The following is a 26,197-nucleotide window of genomic DNA, read 5'->3' on the forward strand; positions in this document are numbered from 1 at the left end:
CGGCCCGCGGCCTGTCAAGCCGGCCTGCCGGCCACCGCCCGACGTCTTTCGACACTAACCGCGGGATGTTTCACGATGATGCCGTGAGCCGGGTTTCCTGGCTTGGATTGTTTCAATTGTGTCGAGCCCGCCCGGAAGCGGCAGCAGACGGGCCGATTGACCCGGGGTTGATGCGCCCTGTAGGTTTGCCGCGTCGCTCGCCGCGGGGGAAACGCATGGCCGACATCATTGTCGTGGACGACGAGACCGACGTGGCGTTCATGATCGCCGACTATTTGCAGGCGAAAGGCTATCGCATACGCACGGCGTCCGGCGGCGCCGAACTGCGCGAGGCGATCGCGGCGGCGAGCACGGATCTTGTCGTGCTCGACCTCAACATGCCGGGCGAGAACGGTTTTAGCCTCGCCCGCTGGCTGCGAGAGCATCACGACACCGGCATCCTGATGCTGACAGGCGCCGATTCGGTCTTCGACAAGGTGGCGGGCCTCGAGGTCGGCGCCGACGACTATCTGGCAAAGCCCTTCGCGCCGGTCGAGCTGGAAGCGCGCATCGCCGCGGTATTGCGCAGGCGCAAGCCGAAAGGGCCGAACGACGCCGACGCTTTGCCGGCCGGGCATTTCGCCTTCGGAACCTATGCGTTCGATGCCCGCGCGAGGAACCTCATCGATGCCGACGGCGTGGCCATTGCGCTGACGCCGATGGAGCTCGATCTGGTGGCGGCCTTCGCTACCCGGGCTGGCCAGGTCATCGGCCGCGACGAATTGCTCGATCTGGCACCGCCCAGGGGCGACGAGCCCTTCGACCGCAGCATCGACAGCCGCATCACCAGGCTGCGCCGCCGGCTCGAAAAGGATCCGGCCAAGCCGGACCTGATCAAGACGATCCGCGGCGTTGGATACCTGTATCCAAAGCGGTGAACGAGTGTGCGGTTCAGGGAACGGGCTGCCCCGCGGGCGGAACGATCTGCATGACGAGGCGCATCAGATCGGCCTGGCGGGAGACGCCGGTCTTCTGGAAGATATTGTCGAGATGCGTCTTCGTCGTCGTGCTGGCAATGTGAAGGCTGGCGGCGGTTTCGGCCAGCGTGTGCCCGGCGAGAAGGCTGGCGAGCACGCGGGTTTCGGCCAGCGTAAGCCCAAAGGCTGTCGCCAGCATGTCGGCGGCGTCGCGCTCGTCCAGTGCATTGCCGATGAACACCGCTGCTGCCGCTGCGGGTTCCATGCCGGCGCGCAGATCGCCGCCGGGCATCGGCAGCACGCGGGCGAAAATGGGAGGCAGGCCGGGTTCGGTGAGGAGGACAGCAAGCCCTGTCTTGCCGATGCTTGGCGCATCCTCAGCCGCAAGCATGATGGCGCTGTGAAGCTCCTTGGAAGCCGACGGGATCTTCGCTTGCACAATGCCGTGGACATCCTGGATCGGGGCGCCGCTCCGCAGCATGCGCTTGGCCGAATGGTTGGCGTGCAGGAGGGCGCCACGTTCGTCGGTGAGGACCACGGCGCATGTGAGCGCATCGAGCGCCTCGGCCACCCGTGCGCGCTCGATCGTGCCGATGTCGAGCATGTTGCTGATTATCAAAGAACGACGGACATGCGGCAGCAACAGTCCGCCAAGCTTGATTTCGCGCTCGGTGATGATGCCTTGCCGCTCATGCCGGGCAACCGCGAAGCCGGCAAATCGGGTCGGGGTGTGGATCAGGAAGAACGACATGATGTCGACCACGCCTTGCGGCTTCAGGCACTCCTGAAAATATCGGGAGGTCTCCAGATAGGTTTGAGGGACATGGCGTGAGACCACATGCGGCATATCGAGGGAAGGCCATTTCGAGAGATCCTCGATCAGCCGGGCGTGGATCTCGGGGATGTGTTTCGCCTGTTGCTCCAGCCAGTATGGCTCTATCCCAACAGTCCTGTAGATCAGCAGCCGGTCGTTGGTAAGGTCGTCAAGGTGCAGGACCGCAGTCTGCGCGTTGAGCGCATCCCTGATCCCGGCAAGCGCGTCCTCCCATCGCTCCGGGTCGAGTACGCAATCGTAAATCGAGCCGATCAGCTTCGACAGCTCATGGTTCGACAATGCCTTGGCCATCGACGGCCCCCCGCATGTCGACAGCGCTCCGACGCGGAAAGCCGCGCGCTCTCACAGGTGCTCTCGCCTCTCCAAACTTTAGCGATCGCTTAAATTACGACTATCTCCCCCAAACAGGGGATGCGCAAGCAACCGGGCGGTGAAATACTCGTGGCAAGAAGAAAAGGTCAAACTTGACTTTGACGACCAGTGGGGTTCAGCGCCGTTCCCGGCTCGCGGGCCGTCGCCACTGCGAAGCAGCCGGGGGGATAATCAAGAATTCTTCCTGTGTGCGCCGATTGTTTCGGCGCGCCACCGTCTATTGCTGAAACCTTGAGCCGGGTTCGACCCCGGCCAATTCGGGATGGAGCAGCATTATGTACAAGTACATTGCTTTTGCAGCATTTTGCATGACGGCCATAACAGCGCATGCCGGCGAGCTTGGGGCCATGAAGGCCGAAAGCATCGATCTCGCCGGCTTCCTCGGTGTCGTCTATTACACGCCGCAGGAAGACGGCTATCGGGTGGTCACCACAATCGCGCAGGGCGAGGCGGGCTTGCCCGTGCGGTTCGTGGCGACACTGACCGAGAACCAGACGGTCGCACTCTCCGTGCCGGGCAAGCTGGGAGAGTCGGACCAGATCCTCGAGATATCGCGTGTCGGCGGCAAGCTCGTCGTCAGCCCGCAACCGATAGACGGGATCGTGGTTTCTTCTCCGAAGCTCGCCGTCGACTGATGACCGCCGCCGCGTGATCCAAAGTCGAGTGATCCCAAGGTCGAGTGATCCAGGGGCATGCGCGTTGCGGCGGTGCTGGATGAGCCTGCAGCGTGGGCGACAGACGATGTCCCTGTGGCTCGTCCTCCCGTCTGTCGTCGTCTTTACCGTCGGCGCCGGGCTCAGTGCGCCTTCGCAAGCTGAGCTGGCCACGGGCAAGTTCTACGAAATTGTCGGCGGCAAGGTCGATGCGCGAACCTATAACGGCTTCCGTCGCTACCATGGCAGCTGCAATCACTGCCATGGCCCCGACGGCATGGGCTCGACCTTCGCCTCGGCCCTTGTCGACCGGCTGCCCGGCATCGAGGTCTTCCGCAGCAACGTTCGCGATGGCGTGCGCAGCGGCCCCTCGGTCATGAAGGGCTTCGCCGACGATCCCAACGTCGCCCCTTACATCGACGACATTTACGCCTACCTGCAGGCCCGCGCCGACGGCGCGCTTGGCCGAGGACGGCCGCAGAGGCTTCAACCCTAAGTACCGCAGGCTGCTGACGTACCCTCATAGTCGGAGACCACAGCCAGATCGTGCAGGACGAGGCGCAGCGCTCCGGTATCCGGAGAACCAAGAGCACCTGGGGCGGATTCAGAATGTTGGGTGAGGGGCGGCGTGCCGTTGGCGATTGGCGAAAGCCGAGGCGACATCCAATCTCCCCCCTTGCGGGGGAGATGTCCGGCAGGACAGAGGGGGGTGGGAAGGATCGCAACGTCCGGTTTCAGCCATTTCCAACGAGAAATCAGTCCAAGGGCTTGGCTGTGACTGGTTGATAGGTCGGAGGGACAGCACCCCCCTCTGCCCTACCGGGCATCTCCCCCGCAAGGGGGGAGATTGGCAGCTTCACCGACGGCATCCCTGCGGATCAGATCGAGATTGGCCCTCAGCCCCACTTCATCTCGCCGGTGGCGACCTTGGAGCCGATGTCGAGCGCGACGCCCATGCCGAGGCCGGGGAAGCGGGCTTCCATGGCGGCCTTGAGCGCGGCCGCGTCCTTGGCCTTGGCCAATTCTTCCTCGAAGGCGATGAGATAGGCCCTGGTGTGCTCGACGCCCGAAAGGTCGGTGGCGGCTTGCGGCGTCATGTGGCCGGGCACGACGATTTCAGGCTTGGCGGCCGCGATCTTTTCGAGATTGGCGACCCAGGCGGCGCGCTGTTCCTTGCTCGATGTGTCGGCGGTCCAGACATGAACGCCCGAAAAAATCATCACCCCGCCGAACACTGCATTCAGCGACGGCACCGAGAGATAGCGCCGGTTGGCGAGGCCGTCCGCATCGACGATCTCGACGGTCTCGCCATCGACGGTGAGCGTCTTGCCGTCGAACACTTCGGGGATGACGATATCGGCGAGCGCCTGCGGACCATTCTCCTTGAGCTGCGGCCCCCAGACGGCGATTTTCTTGTCGACGCTGCCGTTGATGGCGGCCACCGTCTCGGCTGCGGCGATCACCCGTGCCTGCGGAAAAACCTCCTTGATCGGCTTGAGGCCGAAATAATAGTCCGGGTCGGACTGGCTGACATAGATGGCGGTGAGCGTCTTGCCGGTCGCCTTGATCGCCTCGGCCACGGCGCGGCCGTCGGAGTAGGTGAAGCCGCCGTCGATCAGCAGCGCCTCGGAAGCGCCGGTGATCAGCACGGGGGCGCGAAAGAAGCCGTTTTCCCCGGCGGGAAAATGTTTCCAGGAAAGCCCTGCGGCTGCATGGCCAAGCCCGGCGGGAGCGAAGACTGCAGCGGCGCCGGCGGCGAGGGTGGTTTTCATGATGGCTCTCCGTGTGAACATGGATATCTCCTGGGCTTGAGAATGCGGACTTCGGGCGGCTCCCGCGCAGCCTCGATCTCAGCAAGATGGCGAAAGCGGAATGCGTATTGAAGGCCAACAAAATAGACGTAATGTATGCTTTCGCCTGACAATGAGGTCGCATTTGCCATGAGCCAAGCATGAACCTGAACCGGCTGGCCTATTTCGCGGCGGTGGTCGACGCCGGCTCCTTCACGCGGGCCGCCGAGCGGCTGGGCATCACCAAGGCGGTCGTCAGCCAGCAGGTGGCGCGGCTGGAGCGCGATGTCGGAACGACACTGCTGATCCGCACGACGCGGCGCGTCCATCCGACCGAGGCCGGCCGGACATTCCATGCCCGCTGCCTGCAGGTCCTGCAGCAGGCCGAGGATGCCTTCGACGAGCTCGCGCAGGCGGCCACCGAGCCGACCGGCACGCTGCGCATCGCGGCGCCCAACGACTACGGCACGTCGGCGGTGGTGCCGGTGGTCACCGCCTTCGGCGCGCGCTATCCCGCCTGCCGGGTGGAGCTGACGCTGGGCGACGGGACCATCGATCTGGCTTCTGGTGGGATGGACGTGGCGATCCGCGTCGGCTGGCTGGCCGATTCCAGCCTGCAGGCGCGGCGGATCGGCACCTTCCGGCAATTCATGGTGTGCGGCGCCGAGTTTGCCGGCCGGTTCAAGGCTGGCGAGCCGCAAGACTTGGCCGCACTGCCCTTCGTCGCCAACATGGCGCTGCGCGAACCGCTGCTATGGCAATTTTCGCGCGACGACGGGCACCGCGCCGTGCGCATGCAGGCAACGATCGCCATCGACGCGACGCCGGCAGTGCTGGCGGCCGTCCGCGCCGGCGCCGGCCTGTCGGTCCTGCCGGACTTTTTGGTGCGGGATGAACTCGCCGCAGGCCGGCTCGTCCACATCCTGCCCGAATGGCGGCTGCCCTCCGGAGGCATCTACACAGTCTACCCCGCAGCACGCTTCCGCCCGCCCAAGGTGGCGAGGTTTGTTGAGATGCTGATTGCGGCTGAGCAGAAGATGGGGTCAAGCGGGGAGGGACGGGCGCTGTAAGCCAGGGCCGAAGCTGCCGATCTCCCTCCTTGTGGGGGTTGAGGAGTGGTCCGCGAAGCGGACGGAAAGCCAATTGCTTGGCTTTCCGAACGACGAAAGCCGGCAGGCCAGAGGTCTCGCGTGATGCGCCAACCTCCACTGTCGCAAGAGAGGAGGCCGCGCCCGGTCGAACCGACCCCCTCTGCCCTGCCGGGCATCTCCCCCTCAAGGGGGGAGATCGGATATCACGACCGCTTTCGCCAATTTTCAACGATGGAGAAAAGGCGAGGGGCCGAAGCTGCCGATCTCCCCCCTCGAGGGGGAGATGGCCGGCAGGCCAGAGGGGGGCGCTGTCCCGCCAACCTATCCACAAAATCGCAACTGTACCAAAGCCCCTCACGCCTTCCCCGGCGCATACTCCAGCGCCACCACGCCGTTGCTGAATGGCGCGGCCGAGATCAGCGCGAGCGGCACCTTCTCGCCGGCCGGGAACAGCCTCTTCCCCTCCCCAACAGTGCCGGGATAGCTGAGCAGCCTGACGCGGTCGACCAGGCCATGGCGCAGCAATTCCTGCGCGACGCTGAGGCTGCCATGCACATAGATGTTGCCGCCGCTGCCTTGCTTCAGCTCCCTGACCGCATCCGGCAAAGCGCCCTTCAGCAGCTCGGCCGGTTTCCAGTCGAGCGCCTTCAGGCTGGTCGACACGACATATTTCGGCAGCGCGTTGAACCGCTCGGCGAAGTCTCCGGTTTCCTCAGGCCACGAGCCGGCAAAAATCTCATAGGTCGTGCGCCCCAGAAGCATGGCGCCGCTGTCGGCAAGCTCGTCCTCCTTGAACCTTTGCATTTCATCGTTCCAGGTCACGCCGGGCAGCTTCTCGACCTCGGCAATGCCATCGACGCTGATGAATTCGGTGACGATAAGTTCCCGCATGGCGCTCTCCTTTGGTCAGAGGACGGGTGGCGCGGGCTGGATGCGACAGGCGCGCCGTGAAAAATAGCGCGGTGTCTGTTGTTTTTAGCCGATGTCAGGGGCGAGTCGACCTTTGTTGACCTGTGCGGCGGGTAAGGGAAGCTGCGGTGTGGCGATCGGTACTTATTCGTCAACGATGGTCGCTTTTGATCCGCAGCTGACATATGCATACCAGATCACAGATGGCTGCTTCGCGCCTCAAGATCGTCGTTCGAATTACCGGCACCCGTAGCTCAAAGCCGGCGTTCGCAGTGCGAATTTCAGGCCGGCGGCTCTGCAAATAGTGAGCCTGCCGGTCCATTTCTGTGCAAGTCGCTGACTTGCAGTCCGCGTCGATCCGAGACAATATTGACGTGAGGGGGATCGAATATGCCACCCGAGGCACCGCCATCAGCTGGACCTGCGGAAGCGCCGGATAAGACCGTTCGCCGGAAGATCCCGGGCGGTCTTCCCTATACGTCGAGTCCCGGCGTTTTGCGCCGAGTTTTGGAGAAGATCCCGACCTCGGAGAAACCCGGTATCTTCAACAATGACTTCCTCGGCACCGTAATGGGAGCCACAGGCGGCGCCGCGCGCCCCATCATCCCTATTTTGAAGGCGACCGGCCTACTCAATCAGACGGGTGCTCCAACCGAGCTATATGCACAGTTTCAGACCGATGCTGGTCGTCCTGCTGCTGCCCTGCAGGCTCTTCGGAACGGGTTCGGAGAGGTATTCCGGCGCAACCAGTATGCTCACAGAGCGGATGAAGCGGCACTGCTCGACGTGATCGTTGCCATCACGGGTCTTCCGAAGAAGGAAGGTATCGTCCGGTACATCCTGACGACATTCCAGGCCCTTCAGGACTACGCCAAGCAAGCGCGAGAGGATGCAAAGAAGGACGAGCAGGGCGACGCGGCCCCCGCGCACGATGCTCCTCCACCGGCCACTGAACAAAACGGCGGCAGCGCTGGACGGCTTCAGCTCGCCTACAACATCAACGTAATCTTGCCACAGACGACGAGCGTCGAAGTGTACAACGCCATATTCAAGAGCCTTAAGGCGAACTTGCTCGCATGAGTGATCACACCGTAGAGCTATTTGTGCTCAAGTGCGCAGTCATCGAAACTGGCCTCAGAGCCACGCTGGCAGAGTTCGACACAGGCGGGCCGGGCGCACTCAGCCAAGCCGACAACGAGCAGCTCGAACCCTTTATAAAGCAGTTCGATCTCGCCAACCGCAAGAACGCGGCGCATATGTCTCGCTACTATGAGATATTTTACCTACTTGAGAACGATATCCGTCGCCTGATTGTGGAGACGATGGAAGCTGCCCACGGCGCGAAGTGGTGGGACACTCGCGTTCCGGCGGGTGTCCTTGAACAGGTTCGCAAGAACCGTCAACGTGAGGCCCAAGCCGCCGTCTCGATTCGATCTGAGGACGATATTGACTACACGACCTTCGGCCAGCTTGGCGACATTATCCGGGAGAACTGGTCGGATTTCGCGGGTATGCTGAGCAACCAGTCTGCAGTGTCCCGAGTGCTAGCAGCCCTGAACATGCTGCGCGGCACGATAGCGCATTGCGGCGTTCTGGCGGATGACGAGGTGGATCGGCTCAAGCTCGCGATCCGCGACTGGTTCAGGGTCTTGGAGGGACCGAAAGGCTGATCGGTTCGCCTACAGCTGACGAACAGGCAAGGTTCGGGGCCAGTAGGCCTTCAGAGTTTGAGCTGGCCACATCGTCGTGCAGGGGTACCGCCCATTAAAATCAATGCCTGCTAAATATCACCTAAGTGCTAATCGTCAGTCCGCATCGGGTGGGGGCCGGTCTTTTTTGCCTATCCCCGATTGGATCTGGTTCGTAGTTACGGGCTGGCTACAGGTGGGCAATACCGGCTTTCAGCAGTCCTTCGCGGACGTGCCGCACATCAGCCTCCTGGGCATAGTGCAGGGTGGCGATGAATGAATCGAGGTCGAATTGGGGATCGAGCGTTCTGATCTTGGCTAGATGCGCCGCGGCCGCGATTTCGTCGCCGAGCCAGCCGTAGCAGGCCGCGGCGAAAGCATGCTGAACCGAGTCCATGGATGACAGATGCATGAAAGCTTCGATCGCCTCGCCATATTGGCGCGCGGCGAAATGCGCCTTTCCCAGATGGCTCCAGAACCTCTCCGGGTGATGCGGGTTCAACTGCATTGCCTTGCGGATCCATTCAATTCCCTCTTCCGGCCTCCCCAGCCACGTCAATAACTCGCCTTGCTGCACCACCACGAGGTCGTAATTGGGATTGAGGGCGAGGGCGCGCTCTTGATGGTAGCGCGCTGTGGTCAGCTCATTGTTGTTCACGTTCACTGCGGCGAGGATGCGGTGGACATCGGCATCGTTGTCGTCCAGCGCCAGCGCCCTGTCGAGCGCTGCCATGATCTCGCTCCAGACGGCATCCCTGTCTTCGCACCAGTTATGGACCCAGGCCTGGCCAAGAATGCAGGCGCGCCAGGCATGGGCATGGGCATAATCGGGGTCGAGCGCGACGGCCCTGCCTATCAAGGTTTGGGCGCGTTCATTATCCGCAATCGTGCTTCGGTGATGCAGCACCTTGGCGGCAAGCACACATTCATAGGCGGCCATGTTTGCAGGTTTCGCCCGCGCGAGCTGGTCCCGCTGAGCCGCCTCGACACGACCGGGCAGGGTGGCTGCTATCGCTGCGGTCACCTCATCCTGAATCGCGAATATGTCGTCCAGCTTCCGGTCATATTTGTCTGCCCAAATATGAGCGTCATTCGCCGTGTCGATGAGCTGAACCGTCACGCGCACCCTGTTGCCGATCTTGCGGACGCTTCCCTCCACCAGGTATTGGACGTCGAGTTTCTCGGCCACCTCGCGCACATTCACGGCGCGGTTCTTGTAGACGAAGCTGGAATTGCGCGAGATGACGAACAGCTCATGGTGGCGGGACAGTTCGGTTATGATGTCCTCGGTCAGACCGTCCGCGAAAAATTCCTGCTCGGGGTCGCCGCTCATGTTGTCGAATGGCAGCACCACTATCGAAGGTTTCGAGATGGATCGCTTTGCCTCGACTTCCGGCAGGACAGCGCTGTCAAACCCAACGCGATAGAGGCGAACCGGGCGGCTGATGTTCTTTAACGTCTTCTCGCCCAGGTCCTCCATGGCAATTTCGAGACGGTCGGCAATCTGGGTCGCCACCGCTGCGGTCACGCAGATACCGCCGACGTCAGCAAGTTGCTCGATGCGCGAGGCTATATTGACGCCGTCGCCGAAAATGTCGTCGTCGTCGAAAATGATGTCGCCGAGATTTATGCCGATCCTGAATTCGATACGCCGTTCTTGCGGCACATCCGAATTGCGCCGTTTCATACGCTGTTGGATTTCCACGGCGCATTTCACGGCATCGGTCACGCTCTGGAACTCGACGAGCATGCCGTCTCCGGTGGTCTTGATGATCCGGCCCTTGTTCTTCGCGATGGCGGGATCGACCAGTTCTATGCGATGGGTCCGAAGGCGTGCGAGCGTGCCGGATTCGTCGGCCTCCATTAGCCGACTGTAGCCCGCCATATCGGCAGCCAGAATTGCGGCTAGTCTCTGTTCCATCGCTTGTACCAAAACCAAGCCTATCCTTCCTGGGCTGCCAAATCCAGCAATTTGGGCTGGTGGCTGAATCAAGGAGTTTCCTACCGCAGCAGCGAGAAGGGGGCGGAAGCTTCCGCTAGATGGCTTCGAACCCGATCGCATCAAATGGCGGGGGAATCCGCGCGGCGTCAGACCGGAAACGTCCGATATGAACACGGACCATAGTGGCTCACTGACGTCTGCAAATGGCGCAAAGCGTCGTAGATCACGGCACCTAACAAGAAATCTTGGAAATGCTCAAAACCAAATCCATCCCTCTTGCCATCCCCGCATCCTTCCCCTAATCTCCTATGAGAAAACCTTTTCCCAAATCGCCCCGCATCCGCTGACCTCACCAATCAGCGCCCTGCAGGCCAACAAGAGAAAACCTTTTCTCAGCTAAGGGATTCGCCTCGCACCATGGCATCCGACGCGCAGCCAGCCTTCACCAAGCCGGTCACCCTCCGTGAGGTGGCCGCCCTTGCCGGCGTCAGCGTCGCCACGGCCTCAAAAGCGCTGAACGGGCAGGGGCGGATGACTGCCGAGACGCGCGAGCGCATTCGCGAGACGGCGCAGCGGCTGGGCTTTCGCCCGAACAGCCTGGCGCAGAGCCTGTTGCGGCGGCGCTCCTTCACCGTCGGGCTGTTGACCAACGACACCTATGGCCGCTTTTCGCTGCCGGTCATGTCGGGCATTTCGGATGCGCTGGTCGACAAGGGCGTCTCGGTGTTTCTCTGCAATGTCGAGGACGACCAGCGCCTCGGCCAGCTCCATGTCGATGCCATGCTCGACAAGCGCGTCGACGGCATCATAGCCACCGGCAAGCGCATCGATCGCCATCTGCCGGTCGACCTGTCCAATCTCGGCGTGCCCGTGATTTATGCCTTCACCCAGCCCGATCCCGACGCCATCGCTTTTGTATCTGACGATGCCGGCGGCGCGCGCCTGGCGGTCGAGCACTTTTGGCGGCTTGGGCGGCGGCGCATCGCCCATGTCAGCGGTCCTGCGAGTTTTGCGGTGGTGCACGCGCGGGCGCAGGCCTATCGTGACGTGCTGACCGAGAAAGACTTGCCGGTCATGGAACCATTGCTCGGATCGTGGTCGGAAGCGTGGGGTCACGAGGCGGTGAAGACGCTCTTCGACGGCAAGCTGTCGAAGGGTGGGGGCGAAAAGCCCGATGCCGTTTTTTGCGGCAACGACCAGATCGCGCGCGGCGTCATCGACGCGCTGCGTGAGCGCGGGCTTGACGTGCCTGATGATGTCGGCGTCATCGGTTTCGACAATTGGCAGATCGTGGCCGAGGCAACCCGCCCGCCGCTGACCTCCGTCGACATGAACCTGGCGGCACTCGGGCGCGAGGCCGGCCTTACTTTGCTTTCGCTCGTCGGCGGCCAACCCGCCGCGCCGGGCATCCGAAAACTGCCGTGCCGGCTGGTGGTGCGTCAGTCATGCGGCCGTCCGCCGGACGGCTGAGACCAATGCATGTCGCCCAAAAGTGCGCAGCGGTTTTGGGATCACGACATGCATCAAAGCGAAACGACGCTGCGCGGGGAGCGCGGCCGAGGAAGAACCATGAGGAGGAGAACATGAGGACTGTCATTACCGGGCTCGCCTTTGCCGCGAGCATTTTTTCCAGCCTGGCAGCAACAGTCGCGCCGGCTGCCGCCGAGACCGCCAATATCTGGGTTCGCGCTGACGGCTCGAACTTCATGCCTCGCATCGTCGACGCCTTCAACAAGGGGCATGAGAACCAGGTCAAGCTGGACATCATCCCCAATGCCGAGATCATCCCGAAATACGGTGCCGCCGCCGCCGGCGGCACAGCACCCGATGCGCTGTCGCTCGACCTGATCTACACGCCGTCCTTCGCTGCCGCCGGCCAGCTGGAAGACATCACCGACTGGGCGAAATCGCTGCCTTATTTCGCCAGCCTGTCGCCGGCGCATGTCAAGACCGGCACCTACAAGGACCGCATCTACGGGCTGCCGTTCTCCGCCGATAGTTCGGTGCTGATCTGGAACAAGAAGCTGTTCAAGCAGGCCGGTCTCGACCCTGAAAAAGGCCCGACCAACTGGGCCGAGATCGAAGCCTATGCCGAGAAGGTCAACGCGCTCGGCGGCGACATCAAGGGCTTCTATTTCTCCGGCAATTGCGGCGGCTGCAACATCTTCACCTTCACGCCGCTGATCTGGGCCTCGGGCGGCGATATCCTCACCGAGGACGGCTCGAAGGCGACGCTCGACAGCCCGCAGCTGCGTGGCGCCATCGACCTCTACCGCTCGATGGTCAAGAAGGACCTGGTGCCTTCAGGCGCGCAGACCGACACCGGCTCCAACTTCTTCGCCGCGTTTGCCGGCGGCAATATCGGCATCTCGCCGTCCGGCGCCTTCGCCATCGGCGCACTGAACACCCAGTATCCTGATATCGACTACGGCGTCACCTTCCTGCCTGGCAAGGATGGCGGCTGGTCGTCCTTTGCCGGCGGCGACAATTTCGTCGTCACCAAGGGCACCACGAAAATCGAGGTGGTGAAGGAGTTCCTCGATTTCGCCTACTCGCTGGAAGGCCAGACCATACTGGCGAAATACGGCAGCCTTCCGGTGCGCGGCGACATCGCCAATGAGGCGTTGAAGGATCTCGACCCGCGCTACAAGGTCGCCGCAGAGGCCATGGCCAAGGGCCGCACGCCCTATTCGGTGGTGTTCAACGACCTGATCAACTCCGCCAACGGTCCGTGGAACCAGATGGTCAACGAGGTCTTCTTTGGCGAGGACGTCGATGGCGCGATCGCTAACGCGCAGGAAACCATGCAGTCGATCATAGATTCGGCACCGCAGCAGTAAGCGCCGGGTTTACCTCCCCCTCGAGGGGAGGTCGGACCGCAGGTCCGGGTGGGGTCGTTGCGGCAGTGCTCGACGTTCTTTTGCGTCGGCGCGTTTCACAGGTGACCCCACGCCCGGCCTTCGGCCGGAGCCTCCCCTCGAGGGACGCAGCGCTAACGGAAGACAGGCATGACCTTAATCGCTACAACCACCGCGGCGGATGAGCGCCAGCCCCACCTCCCCCTTGAGGGGAAGTCGGACCGCAGGTCCGGGTGGGGTCGTCTGCGAAGTGCTCGACGTTCTTTTTCGTCGGCGCGCTGCAGGCAGGACCCCACCCCCGGCCTTCGGCCGGACCCTCCCCCCGAGGGGGAGGGGGACGTAGAGCCATGACCTCCATCGCAGCAACCTCCGCCCCAGCACGCCGCCGCAAACTGGTCGGCGCCGGTCGCCGGCAGTGGATCGGCCTGCTCTATGTCGCGCCGGCCGTGGCGCTGGTCGTCGTCTTCTTCATCATCCCGCTCGGCATGACGGCGTGGATGTCGCTGCACAACTGGCCGCTGATGGGGGCGCATTCCTTCATTGGCCTCGACAATTACTGGGCGATCCTGCGCGACAACAGGTTCTGGAACGCGCTCAAATTCACCGGCTATTACACTGTGATCGTCACCATCGCGATCTTCGTCGTCGCCTTTCCGCTGGCGCTGTTCATCGAAAAACCCAGGCAGATGACCGGCTTCTACCGGACGTCCTTCTTCATGCCGGCCGTCATCGGGTTCGCCTCGGCCAGCCTGCTCTGGTCGTGGCTGCTCAATGTCGATTCCGGCCTGTTCAGCCCGGCCGCCTTCGAGCTCGGCCTGACCGAAAGGAAGGTCAATCTGCTGGCGACCTTCCAGCCGGCGTTCTGGTCGATCATCGCCATGGTCGTCTGGAAGGTGGCGGGCTTCACCATGATCATCCTGATGACCGGCCTGCAATCCATCCCGCCGGATCTGCAGGAGGCGGCGATGATCGATGGGGCAGGGCCGCTGGCGCGGTTTCGCGCCATCACCTTGCCGCTGATGCGCCGCACGCTGGCGCTGGCGCTGATCCTGTCGGTTGCCGGCTCGGTGCTCGCCTTCGACCAGTTCTACATCATCCTGCGCGGCGGGCCGCGCAACCAGACGCTGACCGCCGTCTACTGGATCTTCAACCAGTCATTCGTGTCGTTCAAGCTCGGCTATGGCGCCGCCCTGTCGATGGTCCTGCTGGTCATCCTGGTCGCGCTCAGCCTCATCCAGCTGCGGCTGCTGCGCCAACCGGAGGGCGTTGACTGATGGCGCAGGCACGCAGCCGCAAACGCCGCATCGGCATGCAGATTGCCGAGCACGCGACGGGCATCATCGCCTCGCTGCTGTTCCTGGCGCCGATCGTCTGGACCGTGCTTTCGGCCTTCAAGCCGGCGCAGGAGTCGCGCCAGCCGCCGCTGCCGCCCTGGCCGACGACGGGCTTTTCGGTCGAGAATTATGCCACGCTCAACACGTTCGGCGACGGACTGTGGCTGCCGGCGCAAAACAGCATCTATGTCTCTGTGATGACGGTGGTGCTGTCGGTGATCGTCAGCGTGCTGGCCGGCTACGGTTTCTCGCGCTTCCGTTTTCCGCTGAAGAACCTGCTCTTCGTCGTCATCCTGTCGACGATCATGATCCCGTTCCAGTCGATCCTGACGCCGATCTTCCTGGTGCTGACCAAGATCGGCCTGCACAACACGCTGACCGGGCTGGTCTGCGTCTATGTCACGCTGCAGCTGCCGTTCTCGATCTTCATGATGCGCAACGCCTTCGACGCGGTGCCGCGCGAGATCGAGGAGGCCGCCCGCATGGACGGCGCCAACAATGTCACAATGCTGCTGAGGGTGATGCTGCCGCTGGTCTGGCCGGGCATCGTCACCATCGCGCTGTTCGCGTTCCTCGGCGCCTGGAACGAGTTCCTGGCAGCCCTCGTGCTGATGACGGACCAGTCCAAATTCACGCTGCCGATCATGATGACGGCGCTGCAGTCCGGCCGCTTCGGCGCCATCGACTGGGGCGCGGTGCAGGCCGGCGTCACCGTGATGATGGTGCCGTGCCTGGTGCTCTTCCTGCTGCTGCAGCGCTTCTACATCCGCGGCCTCATGGCAGGGGCCGTGAAGTGACCAATCGAATCGAACCGGAGTAAATTGATGACCGCATCGCAATCCGCCAAACCGGCCGCCAATCCGCGCAAGCCAAAGCTCGCCTTCCGTCCGCTGCCGGTGCCGCAGGTCGATATCAGAGGGTTCTGGGGCGACCGCGTCGACGCCGTCGCCACCAGGACCGCCGACATCCTCTATGACCGCTGCGTCGAGGCGCGCATGCTGGAGCAGATCGACCCGGACCGGCCATCGCCCGGCGTCGTCATTCCGTTCCACTCACCTTCGCCGGACGAGGCCGCCGCCGCCGGCAACGAGTTCACCGGCTCGACGGTGACGACCCAGATGTTCTGGGACTCAGATTGGGGCAAGACCATCGAGACCGCGGCCTATTCGCTTTACCGCCGCCGCAATGACGAGCTGGAGAAGAAGATCGACGCCGTCATCGACATGTACGGCAAGCTGCAGCAGCCAGACGGCTACCTCTCCAGCTGGTATCAGCGCATCCAGCCCGGCAAGCGGTGGACCAATCTGCGCGATTGCCATGAACTCTATTGCGCCGGTCATCTGATCGAAGGCGCGGTCGCCTACTACCAGGCCACGGGAAAACGCAAGCTGCTCGACATCATGTGCCGCTATGCCGATCATATCGCCGAGACCTTCGGTCCCGAGCCCGGCAAGAAAAAGGGCTATTGCGGCCACGAAGAGATCGAGCTGGCGCTGGTCAAGCTCGCGCGGGCCACCGGCGAGCAGAAGTACATGGACCTGGCAAAATACTTCATCGACCAGCGCGGGCTTGAGCCGCATTATTTCGACGAGGAGGCGCGTGCCCGCGGTGAAGACCCGAAGGCCTATCATTTCAAGACCTACGAATACAGCCAGTCGCACAAGCCGGTGCGCGAACAGGACAAGGTGGTCGGCCATGCGGTCAGGGCGATGTACCTCTATTCGGGCATGGCCGATATCGCCACCGAATATGGCGACGACACGCTGCGGGTGGCGCTCGACCGGCTGTGGGACGATCTCATGACCAAGAACCTCTACATCACCGGCGGACTCGGACCGTCGTCGCACAATGAGGGTTTTACATCAGACTACGACCTGCCCAACGAAACCGCCTACGCCGAGACCTGCGCTTCGGTCGGCCTGGTGTTCTGGGCCAGCCGCATGCTCGGCATGGGGCCTAACGCGCGCTATGCCGACATGATGGAGCGGGCGCTCTACAACGGCTCGATCTCGGGCCTGTCGCTGGACGGCTCGCTGTTCTTCTATGAAAATCCGCTGGAAAGCCGCGGCAAGCACAACCGCTGGAAATGGCATCGCTGCCCCTGCTGCCCGCCCAATATCGGCCGCATGGTCGCCTCGATCGGCAGCTATTTCTACAGCCTGTCGGATGACGCGCTGGCCGTCCACCTCTATGGAAACGGAACGGCTCGTTTCGATATCGCAGGCCGGCCGGTAGAACTCATCCAGACCAGCAACTATCCATGGGACGGCGCGGTCTCGATCAGCGTCGAGCCCGAGGCGCCGACCGAATTCACTCTGCACCTGCGCCTGCCGGCTTGGTGCCGCAAGGCGGCGCTCAAGGTGAACGGAGAGGCGGTCGATCTGGATGACATAACCAGCGACGGCTATGCCGCAATCCGCCGCGAATGGCGCAAGGGCGATCAGGTCGAACTCGACCTCGAAATGGCGGTCGACCGCCTCTACGCCAACCCGGAGGTGCGCCAGGATATCGGCCGCGTCGCGCTCGCGCGCGGCCCGTTGATCTATTGCGTCGAGGAGACCGACAATGCCGGCCAGTTGCATCGCATAGCTCTGCCACGTTCGGCAAAGATCGAGGCGCGTGAGGAGCCGAACCTTCTGGGTGGCATCGTCACGCTTTCAGCCGTCGCCAGCAAGGAGGCCTTCGAAAACTGGGAAGGCGGACTTTATCGCACCGAACCGCCGGCGGTGGAGGAGGCGAAAGTCACCGCCGTTCCCTATTTCGCCTGGGACAACCGCGATCCCGGCGAGATGCTGGTCTGGCTGAGGGACTCCTGATCCGGATCTTGAGCCGGCAAACGGCAGCGTCTTGAATTTGCCGCCACTGCGCTAATTTAGAAGGGAGAGTGGCGACAGCCGCTCGAATGGGTGGAGGCACAGTTGGATGTCGCGCGTTCGAACGCCGGCGGTCGCTCTATAGCGATGGCCGTGGCGGCGGTTCCGCTCCTGTTCGTCGTCAGCGGCTTAGCCATACGCTATGCGGCATTTGCTTCGGTATCGGAGGAAACAGGTTTCGCGGCTTATGCCCGTGCGCTCTGCCGGTGGGATTGCGCCTGGTACATTGACATCAGCGAACAAGGTTACGAACGCTTTCCCATTCCAAACCAAAGCAATGTCGGTCGCTGGGGCTTCTTTCCACTCTATCCGATGCTGGTGGCGGCGATCCGGGTCGTTTTCCCTTTTCAGACGATACTGGTCGCCACCATCACCTCCATCGTTTGCAGCTACGCCGCCTGTCTGGTGGCATGGCCGCTGCTGGAGAAGAACATCCGCGCCTATGTGCTGTATTGCGCCTTTCTGCTGAGCGGCCCGTTCTCCTTTCACTTCACGACGTTCCTGACCGAACCTCTTTTCGTGCTCCTGACCTCATGCGTTTTTCTGGCGCTCAAACGCTCCAGCTATCTCGCCGCGGGCGTTTCATCCGCGCTCCTGTCGGCGACGAGGCTGGTCGGGGTGCTCGTCGTATTTGCGACCGTCATTCAAATGTTCAGGGAGCACCGCGAGCAGGGCGGATCGGCGCTGTCTTTTCCACGCTGGCTGCTTGGCCGGCCGGATCTGCTGGTCGCTATCCTCATCTCGCCCGCCGGCTTGTTCGCCTACATCCTGTTTCTTTACCTTACGATCGGGGACGGCTTTGCATTCTTGCATGTCCAGCGCGCGTTCGGACGGGTGGCGGGCAATCCGCTCGTCTTTCTATGGGACGGGCTCTCCGCCGTTCCGGCCACAGGATGGCTGCCCACCGCGCCGCAATGGAGTGCGCTCACCGCGATCACTGGACTGGCGCTGTCGGCCGTTCTGGCGGCTCGCAGGCAATATGGCGCTGCACTGTTCTGCGCGCTCTGCATTATCCTGCCACTGATCACCAATCTGGCTTCCATGGTCAGATACGTCATCGGGCTTGCACCTCTGACAATGTTGCTCGCCGTCCTGCTATCGGCGTCGAGGCTGACTTATCTGGCGGCTTTGGTCATCTTCCTGGGTGCCTGTTATTTCATGACTGTGGCATGGATCGGAGGCTACCTTGCCCTGGTCTGACATTCCGGCCCCGTATCGGCGCGTCGCCTGGCTCAGCGGCTACGCGCTCGCGGCGGTTCTGGCCGGGTCCGAGATCGTCATCCTTGCGCTTGCACTCAATCCGAACGTCAACGCCGACTATCGCGCCTATTACATCGATCGGACGACGACCTGCCTCAACCGCGACGCGATCGGCGGCTACGTACTTGGCCAGACGGTGTCGTTCCGCAGCGACGGCGCCAAACAGGCAGCCAGCATGAAGGTCTGCGGCTGGTCGGGGCCGGCAGGCGACGGCACCCATTCGCTGGGAGAGACCTCGCGGCTTCGCGTGGGGATACCGCCGCTCGGTCACGGCTTGGCTGCCACGCTGCAAATGGCCGCCGTCATTCGTCCGCCACAGATCACGCAGAGGGTTGTGATCTCGGTGAACGGCGTTCGGGCGCATGCGGTGACGCTGTCTGGCAAGGAAGCACGAATGGTCTCGTTCGTCATCCCACCGGCGGCTCTCGGCGAGAGCAAGGCACTCGACATCGCCTTCGATTATCTCGACGGCATTCCGCAAACTCCGGCCGCCAGCAACATATACAACCGCGCCATCAAACTGGTGTCGTTCCGGCTGGATGCCGTCGAGACGGATTAGCGGTCGCCTTGCCGGCCGGGTCTTCCCTGCGCAAAAACCCATCGGTCGAGCATGAGAAGATTGATCGCCGGAATGAGCAAGCATGTAACCAGAATGCCAATGATGGGCGACAGGCCGAGTTTCATCGTCAATAGCGCCGGCGCGGCGTAAGCCATGGCGAAGCCTGTCGCCGTCAGCAGGACAAAACGCGCAGCTTCCGATCGATGCGAGCCGCTCGACATGAAGGTCACTGATTTGTGGGCAAGATACGAAAACACGGCGGCCACGGCGTAAGCCGCAAGCGACGCCTGGACCGGCGTGACGCCGATCCATTCCGATTTGACCAAAACGGTAGCCAAGACAGCGTAAAGGATCGTCGCAGCGATGCCGACCAATCCGAAGCGTGCCAGCAGCTTCAGCCCGGCGCTGGCCGTCGAACGGCCCTCAGACATGCGCGCTGCACGCATACTGGGCTCCGAGTGGTAGGCGCGCGAGCACGCGCTCGACGCCTCTGGCGAAAGACCTGGCCGAGGGCAGCAGCAGGAAGTGCTCGGATCGGATGTCCCGAAAACCCGACTCCTTAAACAGGGACCTTGCCTTGGCGGCGTTGAGCAGAATCGCGTCCTGGTCGAATGGACACCGCAACACCGCAAGACGCGTCAGCGGATTATAGGGATTGTGCTCGATGATGCAGGCGACGCCACCCGGCCGCACGACGCGCCGCATTTCCCGGAAGAAATCGAGCCAGGAGACTGGGGGAACGTGATGGACGACGCAACTGGCGAAAGCCAGATCGAACGTGCCGTCTTCATAAGGCAGGCCCGGCGTGGTGCAGGCCCTGTAGGCCACAAATAGATTGTCCTGCCTGGCGCGCAGGATCGATTCCTCCGAGACGTCGCAGCCATCCAGGCGCTCGAAGACGTCTTCGAGATAAGGGTGGAGCGACCCGACGCCGCAGCCGACATCCAGCGCACGCACATCAGCACCGCCCTGTCGAAGCCCTCGCTCCACCACGAGGCGCCGCAGCAGGTCGGCCTTGGCGGCCAGAAAGAAGTCGTGCTTGAGTCCGGAAAACCGGACAGATCCCGCGACCAACTCGCCATAGTTTGATTTATAGCTGTCGAAGAGTTCGGCCATCAGCCGAGGCTCCGTTCCTGGGTTTTCGGATCGAACGACGGCTCTCACCAGGGGTGGCGATACGCATCGCCTTGTCGAAGCCGGTGGCCCGATCGATCACGTAAAGCGGACGGCGTTTCACCTCGGCGTGGATGCCGCCGACATAAAGCCCGACTACGCCGGTCATGAAAAGATTGATGCCACAAAGGAGCGACACGATCACCACGGTGGATGTCCAGCCGGCGATGATGCCGGTTTCAAAAATCCAGGCGAAGATGGCGTAAGCACCGAACAGTACCGCAAGCGCGGAGATGGCCAATCCGCCCCACAGCGCCATTCGCAGCGGCTTCTCGGAGAAGCTGACGATGCCGTGAACGGCAAGGTGCATCATCTTCCAGAAGGGGTATTTGGTCTGGCCAAGGGTCCGCGCGGGGCGTTCGAAAGGCACCGCCGTCTGCTTGAACCCCATCCAGGCAAACATGCCCCTGACGAAACGGTCGTGTTCGGGCATTTGCTTGAAGGTTTCCAGCGCCTTGCGGCCGACCAGGCGGAAATCGCCGACGTCGCGCGGGATGTCGACCGACGTCATCTTCTCCAGCAGACGGTAGAAGAGATTCGCCGTAACACGCTTGAACCAGGATTCGCCCTCACGCTTGACCCGACGGGCATAGACGATCTCGAAACCCTCCTTCCACTTCGCCACCAGATCGAGAACCACCTCCGGCGGGTCTTGCAGGTCGGCATCCATGACGATGACCGCATCACCCGCAGCCGCGTCCATGCCGGCCGTGATCGCGACCTGGTGGCCGAAATTGCGGGAAAGCTCGATCAGCCGGAAGCGCGGCTCGGCAGCGACCACCTTCTGAAGGTATTCGACGCTTCCATCGAGGCTTCCGTCATCGACGAAGATCGCCTCAGCCTCTCCGTCCAATCGGCAGATCAGCCAGCTGATCCGCTCGATCAGTTTAGGCAGCACCTGCTCTTCATTGTATATGGGAAGGACCAGCGAGTACCGCGGCGGCGACACGTTCACCGCAGTCCTGATGCTTTGGATCACAGAGTCTCGCATGCGGTTGAAAATGGAACGCAAGCTACAAAGTTCCAAGGATGCACAAGAAATTGCTAATTTAATGGTTGGGTCAGAGGTCGATCATGAGTGGAAAAGGACGAGGGCGACGTTACCGCAATCGAACGTCCACACGTGATCGAGATACGGCATCAAAGGGGCCGCCGGCCAGTCCGCACCTGACGCGAAGCAGCCTTTGAGGAGCCGCTTCGATCATGCCCCCTAAAGCCGATGTCCGCTGGCCGATCTATTCTGCTCGCCACTTCTGCCATTGCACAAGCCACATCGGAACAATAGATGGTGCGGAGCGGCCGCCACTTATGTCAGGCGGAAAAACAGGACTATGTGCATGACCGATACGCTGGACTCAGCGAAATTGACCGACCGCGTCGCGGCCCTGGTTGAGGCTGCCAAGCGGGTCGGCGCCGACGCCGCCGACGCGGTTGCGGTGCGTGGCCGCTCGACCGGTGTGTCGGTGCGGCTTGGCAAGGTCGAGGGGACCGAAGCGTCCGAGAGCGAGGATGTCTCGCTGCGCGTCTTCGTCGGCAAGCGAGTGGCGAGCGTCTCGGCAACCGCTGCATCGGATCCGAAGACGCTGGCCGAGCGCGCTGTTGCGATGGCGAAGGTTTCGCCCGAAGATCCCTATCAAGGCCTCGCCGATCCGGCTTTGCTGGTCAAGAAGCCGCGCGACCTCGATCTGTTCGACGCGACGGAAGTTTCGGCCGACCAGTTGAAGGAAGCAGCGCTGGCTGCGGAAGCGGCGGCACTTGCCGTCAAGGGCGTCACCAATTCGGCCGGCAGCGGCGCCAGCGCCGGTCTTGGCGGGCTGGTGCTTGCCACTTCGCACGGTTTTGTCGGCCACTATGTCGCGTCGCGTTTTTCGCGCTCGGCCAGTGTCATCGCCGGCGAGGGCACCGGCATGGAGCGCGATTATGAATTCTCCTCGCGCCAGCATTATTCCGATCTCGACGCGCCGGAGGACATCGGTCGCAAGGCCGGCGAACGCGCTGCCCGGCGCATCGGCGCGCGCAAGGCGGCGACCGGGCCGGTCAATGTGGTGTTCGACCCGCGCGTCGCCCGCGGCATCGCCGGCCATCTCGCCAGCGCCATCAACGGCGCGTCCGTCGCACGCAGGACCAGCTTTCTGCGCGACATGATGGGCAAGCAGGTGGCGGCGGCCGCCATCACCGTCACCGATGAGCCGCTCCGGCGCCGTGGCCAGGCGTCGCGTCCGTTCGACGGTGAAGGCGTCGAGGGCGAAAGACTGCTCATGGTCGAAAAAGGCATTTTGAACCACTGGTTCCTCTCGACCTCGGCCGCGCGGGAATTGGGACTGACCACAAACGGGCGCGGCTCGCGCAACGGCTCCTCCGTCTCGCCGTCATCGACCAACCTCGCCATCGAGCCGGGCGAGCGGACGCCCGAAGACCTCATCAAGTCGCTCAAGTCAGGTTTTTACGTCACCGAAGTGTTCGGCCAGGGCGTCGACATGGTGACCGGCGAGTACAGCCGCGGCGCTTCCGGCTTCTGGATCGAGAACGGCGAGCTCGGTTATCCGGTTGCGGAAGTGACCATCGCCTCGAACCTGAAGACCATGTTCCTCAACATGGTTCCGGCGAGCGATCTCGATCGCAATTTCGGCACCGCCGCACCAACGCTTCTGATCGAAGGCATGACCCTTGCCGGAGCTTGACCAAGTCACCTCCGCCGGAGCCCGCGAGGATCTGCCGCTGCTGCGCGACGCTGCCCGCGAGGCGGGCATCATTGCCATGCGCTATTTCGGCAACAACCCGCAAGTGTGGATGAAGGGCGGGACCTCGCCGGTGAGCGAGGCCGATCACGCTGCCGACGCCTACCTGCGCCAGACCTTGCTTGCGGCACGGCCGGACTATGGCTGGCTCTCGGAAGAGACGGCCGACGATCCCGCAAGGCTTGCTGCCCGCCGCACCTTCGTCGTCGATCCGATCGACGGCACGCGCGGCTTCCTCGAAGGGCTTCGCTGGTGGTGCGTCAGCGTCGCCGTGGTCGAGGACGGCCGCACGCTTGCCGGCGTGCTCGAATGTCCAGCCACTGAGGAGACCTATTGGGCGTTGCCCGGTGAGGGGGCGTTCCTGAATGGCGGTCGCATTGCCGTGCGCCGCCCGGCAGCCATGGTCGAAATTGGCGGGCCGAAGCCGTTGATCAGCCTGATGCCGGCGGAATGGCAGGGCCGGCTGAGCCGCGTGCCCTATATTCCCTCGCTCGCCTACCGGCTGGCGATGGTCGCTAATGGCGTGCTCGATGCAACCTTCGTCAAACCCAACGCACATGATTGGGATATCGCCGCGGCGGACCTCATTTTGCGCGAGGCAGGCGGCGCATTGCTCGACCAGAAAGGCCGCGCACCGCGCTATGCCGGCGAAGTGATTAGCCATGGCCCCTTGGTTGCCGGCAGCGGCGAACTGCTTGCCGTCCTCTCCGGCATCATCGCCGGGCTGGACGGTTGAACATATCATCAATGGTTCCAAAGTCGGCGGCTTTGGTCTAGACCTGTCACAAACTCACGATATGTGAAGGACCGACATGACCGCGGAAGACGGAAAGAAGCAGCTTTTGCACCTGGTGTTCGGCGGCGAACTGAAGACGCTGGGCGGGACCGAATTCCGTGATCTCGACGCGCTCGATATCGTCGGCATCTATCCGGATTATCAATCCGCGCAGACGGCATGGAAGGCCAAGGCCCAGGCCAGCGTGGACAATGCCCATATGCGGTATTTCGTCGTTCACCTGCACCGGTTGCTCGACCCCGACACCAAGGCTGCCGATTGAAATCGATGGATCATGAAGCGGTGAAAGGACCGGCGACGAGGTCCGGCGTCAGAAGGCATCCTGGCGGCACCCCGCGGACATTCTGGCGCAAGATTCGCGAACCGCTGGCGCAATCGCGATTCGTCAAGAACGCCATCGCCAGCCTGTTTGCGCAGTTCGTTCGTCTCATCCGCCTGACCAACCGTATTGTCGACGGATCGGCTCAGATATCGGGCGGCGCTTATTCGCAGTTCGAGCCGGGCATCATTGCGCTGTGGCACGGCCAGCATCTTTTGACTCCGGCCTACTATCCAAAGGGGCGGCCGCTGGTCGCCATGGTTTCGCGCAGTGCCGATGCCGAGCTCAACGCGCTGATGATCGAGAAATTCGGTATCGAGGCGGTGCGCGGCTCGGGCGGGCGCGAAAGCTCGAAGCATCTCGACAAGGGGGGCGCCAAGGCGCTGATTGCCCTGAAAAAGTCGCTCGCTACCGGCAAGAACGTCGCCATGATCGCTGACATTCCGCATGGCACGCCGCGCGATGCGGGGCTTGGCATTGTTCTCCTGGCGCGGCTTTCGGGCCGGCCGATCCTGCCCGCCGCCATCGCTACCAGCCGCCGCAAGGTGCTCGAGCGCAGCTGGGACAAGACCACGATCAATCTGCCGTTCGGCCGCTCCTCGATCGTCGTGGGAACGCCGGTGTTCGTTCCGGCCAATGCGGACGAGGCCGAAATGGAACGCAAGCGCCAAGAGGTCACGGACGCGCTCAACGCCGCGACCGCCGAAGCCTACCGCCTCGTGGATAGCCCGAAATGAGCGGGCGCTGGGCGCGGACCTTCCTGACGGCGTATCGTTTCGCAGGCGCAGCCGCCTATCCGCTGGTCGGGCCTTATGTTGCCTGGCGCACCTCCAGGGGCAAGGAGGACCGAGTTCGCCGGCGTGAGCGCTATGGCATCGCCGGGCGTGAGCGCCCCGAGGGGCCGGTGATCTGGATCCATGCGGCGAGCGTCGGCGAGACCATTGCCGTCGTGCCGCTGGTTGAGAGCATTCTCGACTACGGCGTCAATATTGTGCTGACGACGGGGACCGTCACTTCGGCTCAGGTTGCCGAAGAGCGGCTCGGCGATCGCATCATCCACCAATATGTGCCGCTCGACCTCAAGCCGGCGGTCAGCCGTTTCCTCGACCATTGGCGGCCGGATCTGGCGATCATCGCCGAATCGGAGATCTGGCCGATGACCATCCTGGAGCTCGGCGCGCGCCGTGTGCCGCAAGTGCTGGTCAATGGAAGGCTGTCGGACCGTTCCTTCAAATCCTGGAAAAAGCGCGCCAACATCGCCGAGGCGTTGTTCGAAAATCTCGCCCATGTCGTCGCCCAGTCGGAAATCGACGGCGAGCGCTTTCTGTCGCTGGGCGCCCGGCCGGTCACCGTATCCGGCAACCTCAAGGTCGACACCACGCCGCCGCCAGCCGATGAAAAAGCGTTGTACACGCTTAAGCGTCAGATCGGCGCGCGCCCGACCTGGGCGGCGATCTCGACCCATGAAGGGGAAGAGACGGTGGCCGCCGAAGTTCACGCAATGCTGCACAAGCGGCACCATGGCCTTTTGACGATCGTCGTCCCGCGCCATCCCGATCGCGCCGAAGCGCTTGCCGCGCAGATTTCCGGGATGGGCCTGAAAGTCGCTCGGCGCAGCAAGGGCGACAGGATCACCGCCGATACGGACATTCTGCTCGGTGATACGATCGGCGAGATGGGGCTTTATCTCAGGCTGACCGAAATCGCCTTCGTCGGCCGTTCGCTCACCTCAGAGGGTGGCCAGAACCCGCTGGAGCCGGCCATGCTCGACACCGCCGTTCTGGCCGGCCGCAACGTTCAGAATTTTCGCGAGACCTATCAGCGCCTGCTCGACAGCGGCGGCGCCAAGCTGGTGCGCGACCGCGACATGCTAGCCGGCGCCGTCAATTTCCTTTTGAGCAACGAGGTGGCTCGCCACGAGATGATGGCAGCCGGTGCGGCGACCGTCGAAGAGATGCGCGGCGCGCTGGCGTGCACGCTGAAATCGCTCGAGCCCTACATCCAGCCGTTGGTCGTCAAGTCGCGCCTCAAGGGCGCCAACGGCCGCTAAG

At 62.8% G+C, this 26,197-nt stretch carries 25 protein-coding genes; 18 read left to right on the forward strand and 7 right to left on the reverse strand.

Annotation, left to right across the window (positions count from 1 at the left end; all coding sequences use genetic code 11):
• Positions 1–215 precede the first annotated feature (215 nt).
• Positions 216–917 carry a response regulator gene (locus AC0L26_RS05005; protein ID WP_473631565.1) on the forward strand — a complete coding sequence of 234 codons (702 nt, stop codon included), beginning with the start codon at positions 216–218 and terminating at the stop codon, positions 915–917.
• A gap of 13 nt (positions 918–930) precedes the next feature.
• Here AC0L26_RS05005 and AC0L26_RS05010 read toward each other — a convergent pair whose 3' ends face one another.
• Complete coding sequence (locus AC0L26_RS05010) at positions 931–2,082, reverse strand: helix-turn-helix transcriptional regulator (RefSeq protein WP_473631566.1); 1,152 nt, start codon at positions 2,080–2,082, stop codon at positions 931–933.
• Positions 2,083–2,471: 389 nt separating this feature from the next.
• Here AC0L26_RS05010 and AC0L26_RS05015 point away from each other — a divergent pair, with 389 nt between their 5' ends.
• Positions 2,472–2,798, forward strand: coding sequence for a hypothetical protein (locus AC0L26_RS05015; protein WP_473631567.1), 327 nt, complete (start codon positions 2,472–2,474; stop codon positions 2,796–2,798).
• A 106-nt stretch (positions 2,799–2,904) separates the two neighbouring features.
• Positions 2,905–3,312: a cytochrome c family protein gene (locus AC0L26_RS05020; protein ID WP_473631568.1), complete on the forward strand. Its 408-nt coding sequence runs from the start codon at positions 2,905–2,907 to the stop codon at positions 3,310–3,312.
• 400 nt (positions 3,313–3,712) lie between these two features.
• Here AC0L26_RS05020 and AC0L26_RS05025 read toward each other — a convergent pair whose 3' ends face one another.
• The gene (locus tag AC0L26_RS05025) at positions 3,713–4,609 is read right to left on the reverse strand and encodes an MBL fold metallo-hydrolase (RefSeq protein ID WP_473631570.1); all 897 of its coding nucleotides are present in this window, start codon (positions 4,607–4,609) and stop codon (positions 3,713–3,715) included.
• 158 nt (positions 4,610–4,767) lie between these two features.
• Between AC0L26_RS05025 and AC0L26_RS05030 the strand changes: the two genes are divergently transcribed.
• Positions 4,768–5,676: a LysR family transcriptional regulator gene (locus AC0L26_RS05030; protein ID WP_473631571.1), complete on the forward strand. Its 909-nt coding sequence runs from the start codon at positions 4,768–4,770 to the stop codon at positions 5,674–5,676.
• 375 nt (positions 5,677–6,051) lie between these two features.
• Here the strand turns inward: AC0L26_RS05030 and AC0L26_RS05035 are convergent, their stop codons facing one another.
• The gene (locus AC0L26_RS05035; protein ID WP_473631572.1) at positions 6,052–6,588 is read right to left on the reverse strand and encodes a dihydrofolate reductase family protein; all 537 of its coding nucleotides are present in this window, start codon (positions 6,586–6,588) and stop codon (positions 6,052–6,054) included.
• Between the two features lie 408 nt (positions 6,589–6,996).
• Here AC0L26_RS05035 and AC0L26_RS05040 point away from each other — a divergent pair, with 408 nt between their 5' ends.
• Both AC0L26_RS05040 and AC0L26_RS05045 read left to right on the forward strand, forming a co-directional pair.
• Positions 6,997–7,686 (forward strand): DUF5343 domain-containing protein, encoded by a 690-nt coding sequence (locus AC0L26_RS05040; protein ID WP_473631573.1) that lies wholly within the window; start codon positions 6,997–6,999, stop codon positions 7,684–7,686.
• Positions 7,683–8,276 carry a Swt1 family HEPN domain-containing protein gene (locus AC0L26_RS05045; RefSeq protein ID WP_473631574.1) on the forward strand — a complete coding sequence of 198 codons (594 nt, stop codon included), beginning with the start codon at positions 7,683–7,685 and terminating at the stop codon, positions 8,274–8,276. The genes AC0L26_RS05040 and AC0L26_RS05045 overlap by 4 nt, the downstream gene beginning before the upstream one ends.
• Before the next feature lie 208 nt (positions 8,277–8,484).
• On the opposite strand, the gene AC0L26_RS05050 is transcribed toward AC0L26_RS05045, so the two are convergent.
• Positions 8,485–10,215 (reverse strand): adenylate/guanylate cyclase domain-containing protein, encoded by a 1,731-nt coding sequence (locus AC0L26_RS05050; RefSeq protein WP_473632130.1) that lies wholly within the window; start codon positions 10,213–10,215, stop codon positions 8,485–8,487.
• Positions 10,216–10,653: 438 nt separating this feature from the next.
• On the opposite strand from AC0L26_RS05050, the gene AC0L26_RS05055 reads away from it, so the two are divergent.
• The 7 genes from AC0L26_RS05055 to AC0L26_RS05085 all read left to right on the forward strand — a co-directional run bounded on the left by AC0L26_RS05055 (position 10,654) and on the right by AC0L26_RS05085 (position 19,120).
• Positions 10,654–11,706, forward strand: coding sequence for a LacI family DNA-binding transcriptional regulator (locus AC0L26_RS05055; RefSeq protein WP_473631575.1), 1,053 nt, complete (start codon positions 10,654–10,656; stop codon positions 11,704–11,706).
• Between the two features lie 113 nt (positions 11,707–11,819).
• Positions 11,820–13,076 carry an ABC transporter substrate-binding protein gene (locus tag AC0L26_RS05060; protein ID WP_473631576.1) on the forward strand — a complete coding sequence of 419 codons (1,257 nt, stop codon included), beginning with the start codon at positions 11,820–11,822 and terminating at the stop codon, positions 13,074–13,076.
• Positions 13,077–13,441: 365 nt separating this feature from the next.
• Positions 13,442–14,368, forward strand: a complete 927-nt coding sequence (locus AC0L26_RS05065; protein WP_473631577.1) for a carbohydrate ABC transporter permease — start codon at positions 13,442–13,444, stop codon at positions 14,366–14,368.
• On the forward strand, positions 14,368–15,225 hold the full coding sequence (locus AC0L26_RS05070; RefSeq protein ID WP_473631578.1) for a carbohydrate ABC transporter permease: 858 nt from the start codon (positions 14,368–14,370) through the stop codon (positions 15,223–15,225). The genes AC0L26_RS05065 and AC0L26_RS05070 overlap by 1 nt, the downstream gene beginning before the upstream one ends.
• A 27-nt stretch (positions 15,226–15,252) precedes the next feature.
• Entirely contained in the window at positions 15,253–17,244 is a 1,992-nt protein-coding gene (locus AC0L26_RS05075; RefSeq protein WP_473631579.1) for a glycoside hydrolase family 127 protein, read from the forward strand.
• A gap of 102 nt (positions 17,245–17,346) precedes the next feature.
• A complete protein-coding gene (locus AC0L26_RS05080) occupies positions 17,347–18,501 on the forward strand; it encodes a hypothetical protein (RefSeq protein ID WP_473631580.1) in 1,155 nt (384 codons plus the stop codon).
• On the forward strand, positions 18,488–19,120 hold the full coding sequence (locus AC0L26_RS05085) for a hypothetical protein (RefSeq protein ID WP_473631581.1): 633 nt from the start codon (positions 18,488–18,490) through the stop codon (positions 19,118–19,120). Before AC0L26_RS05080 ends, AC0L26_RS05085 begins: the two co-directional genes overlap by 14 nt.
• Here AC0L26_RS05085 and AC0L26_RS05090 read toward each other — a convergent pair.
• The 3 genes from AC0L26_RS05090 to AC0L26_RS05100 are packed head-to-tail and all read right to left on the reverse strand — an operon-like array spanning position 19,117 to position 21,284.
• Positions 19,117–19,566, reverse strand: a complete 450-nt coding sequence (locus tag AC0L26_RS05090) for a GtrA family protein (protein WP_473631582.1) — start codon at positions 19,564–19,566, stop codon at positions 19,117–19,119. The two genes, AC0L26_RS05085 and AC0L26_RS05090, sit on opposite strands and share 4 nt — an antisense overlap.
• Positions 19,544–20,236: a class I SAM-dependent methyltransferase gene (locus AC0L26_RS05095; RefSeq protein ID WP_473631583.1), complete on the reverse strand. Its 693-nt coding sequence runs from the start codon at positions 20,234–20,236 to the stop codon at positions 19,544–19,546. Before AC0L26_RS05095 ends, AC0L26_RS05090 begins: the two co-directional genes overlap by 23 nt.
• Entirely contained in the window at positions 20,211–21,284 is a 1,074-nt protein-coding gene (locus AC0L26_RS05100; protein WP_473632131.1) for a glycosyltransferase family 2 protein, read from the reverse strand. Before AC0L26_RS05100 ends, AC0L26_RS05095 begins: the two co-directional genes overlap by 26 nt.
• A gap of 346 nt (positions 21,285–21,630) precedes the next feature.
• Here AC0L26_RS05100 and AC0L26_RS05105 point away from each other — a divergent pair, with 346 nt between their 5' ends.
• From AC0L26_RS05105 to waaA, 5 genes are all read left to right on the forward strand, one after another.
• Positions 21,631–22,974, forward strand: a complete 1,344-nt coding sequence (locus AC0L26_RS05105; RefSeq protein ID WP_473631584.1) for a TldD/PmbA family protein — start codon at positions 21,631–21,633, stop codon at positions 22,972–22,974.
• A complete protein-coding gene (locus AC0L26_RS05110; RefSeq protein WP_473631585.1) occupies positions 22,961–23,767 on the forward strand; it encodes a 3'(2'),5'-bisphosphate nucleotidase CysQ in 807 nt (268 codons plus the stop codon). The genes AC0L26_RS05105 and AC0L26_RS05110 overlap by 14 nt, the downstream gene beginning before the upstream one ends.
• Positions 23,768–23,843: 76 nt before the next feature.
• Complete coding sequence (locus AC0L26_RS05115) at positions 23,844–24,089, forward strand: DUF4170 domain-containing protein (RefSeq protein WP_095485661.1); 246 nt, start codon at positions 23,844–23,846, stop codon at positions 24,087–24,089.
• Positions 24,090–24,094: 5 nt separating this feature from the next.
• On the forward strand, positions 24,095–24,883 hold the full coding sequence (locus AC0L26_RS05120; RefSeq protein ID WP_473631586.1) for a lysophospholipid acyltransferase family protein: 789 nt from the start codon (positions 24,095–24,097) through the stop codon (positions 24,881–24,883).
• Positions 24,880–26,196 (forward strand): lipid IV(A) 3-deoxy-D-manno-octulosonic acid transferase, encoded by a 1,317-nt coding sequence (gene waaA, locus AC0L26_RS05125; RefSeq protein WP_473631587.1) that lies wholly within the window; start codon positions 24,880–24,882, stop codon positions 26,194–26,196. Before AC0L26_RS05120 ends, waaA begins: the two co-directional genes overlap by 4 nt.
• The last annotated feature ends 1 nt before the right edge of the window (position 26,197 follow it).

This window comes from Mesorhizobium sp. WSM4823 (assembly GCF_055811195.1).

Excerpts from the sequence above, each read along its gene's own strand:
- AC0L26_RS05005 (WP_473631565.1), top strand. The coding sequence starts at position 216 with ATGGCCGACATCATTGTCGTGGACGACGAGACCGACGTGGCGTTCATG.
- AC0L26_RS05015 (WP_473631567.1), top strand. The coding sequence starts at position 2,472 with ATGACGGCCATAACAGCGCATGCCGGCGAGCTTGGGGCCATGAAGGCC.
- AC0L26_RS05050 (WP_473632130.1), bottom strand. The coding sequence starts at position 10,215 with ATGGAACAGAGACTAGCCGCAATTCTGGCTGCCGATATGGCGGGCTAC.
- AC0L26_RS05045 (WP_473631574.1), top strand. The coding sequence starts at position 7,683 with ATGAGTGATCACACCGTAGAGCTATTTGTGCTCAAGTGCGCAGTCATC.
- AC0L26_RS05070 (WP_473631578.1), top strand. The coding sequence starts at position 14,368 with ATGGCGCAGGCACGCAGCCGCAAACGCCGCATCGGCATGCAGATTGCC.
- AC0L26_RS05020 (WP_473631568.1), top strand. The coding sequence starts at position 2,905 with ATGTCCCTGTGGCTCGTCCTCCCGTCTGTCGTCGTCTTTACCGTCGGC.
- AC0L26_RS05030 (WP_473631571.1), top strand. The coding sequence starts at position 4,768 with ATGAACCTGAACCGGCTGGCCTATTTCGCGGCGGTGGTCGACGCCGGC.
- AC0L26_RS05105 (WP_473631584.1), top strand. The coding sequence starts at position 21,631 with ATGACCGATACGCTGGACTCAGCGAAATTGACCGACCGCGTCGCGGCC.
- AC0L26_RS05010 (WP_473631566.1), bottom strand. The coding sequence starts at position 2,082 with ATGGCCAAGGCATTGTCGAACCATGAGCTGTCGAAGCTGATCGGCTCG.
- AC0L26_RS05075 (WP_473631579.1), top strand. The coding sequence starts at position 15,253 with ATGACCGCATCGCAATCCGCCAAACCGGCCGCCAATCCGCGCAAGCCA.
- AC0L26_RS05095 (WP_473631583.1), bottom strand. The coding sequence starts at position 20,236 with ATGGCCGAACTCTTCGACAGCTATAAATCAAACTATGGCGAGTTGGTC.
- AC0L26_RS05060 (WP_473631576.1), top strand. The coding sequence starts at position 11,820 with ATGAGGACTGTCATTACCGGGCTCGCCTTTGCCGCGAGCATTTTTTCC.
- AC0L26_RS05035 (WP_473631572.1), bottom strand. The coding sequence starts at position 6,588 with ATGCGGGAACTTATCGTCACCGAATTCATCAGCGTCGATGGCATTGCC.
- waaA (WP_473631587.1), top strand. The coding sequence starts at position 24,880 with ATGAGCGGGCGCTGGGCGCGGACCTTCCTGACGGCGTATCGTTTCGCA.
- AC0L26_RS05025 (WP_473631570.1), bottom strand. The coding sequence starts at position 4,609 with ATGTTCACACGGAGAGCCATCATGAAAACCACCCTCGCCGCCGGCGCC.
- AC0L26_RS05115 (WP_095485661.1), top strand. The coding sequence starts at position 23,844 with ATGACCGCGGAAGACGGAAAGAAGCAGCTTTTGCACCTGGTGTTCGGC.
- AC0L26_RS05055 (WP_473631575.1), top strand. The coding sequence starts at position 10,654 with ATGGCATCCGACGCGCAGCCAGCCTTCACCAAGCCGGTCACCCTCCGT.
- AC0L26_RS05065 (WP_473631577.1), top strand. The coding sequence starts at position 13,442 with ATGACCTCCATCGCAGCAACCTCCGCCCCAGCACGCCGCCGCAAACTG.
- AC0L26_RS05120 (WP_473631586.1), top strand. The coding sequence starts at position 24,095 with ATGGATCATGAAGCGGTGAAAGGACCGGCGACGAGGTCCGGCGTCAGA.
- AC0L26_RS05090 (WP_473631582.1), bottom strand. The coding sequence starts at position 19,566 with ATGCGTGCAGCGCGCATGTCTGAGGGCCGTTCGACGGCCAGCGCCGGG.
- AC0L26_RS05040 (WP_473631573.1), top strand. The coding sequence starts at position 6,997 with ATGCCACCCGAGGCACCGCCATCAGCTGGACCTGCGGAAGCGCCGGAT.
- AC0L26_RS05100 (WP_473632131.1), bottom strand. The coding sequence starts at position 21,284 with ATGCGAGACTCTGTGATCCAAAGCATCAGGACTGCGGTGAACGTGTCG.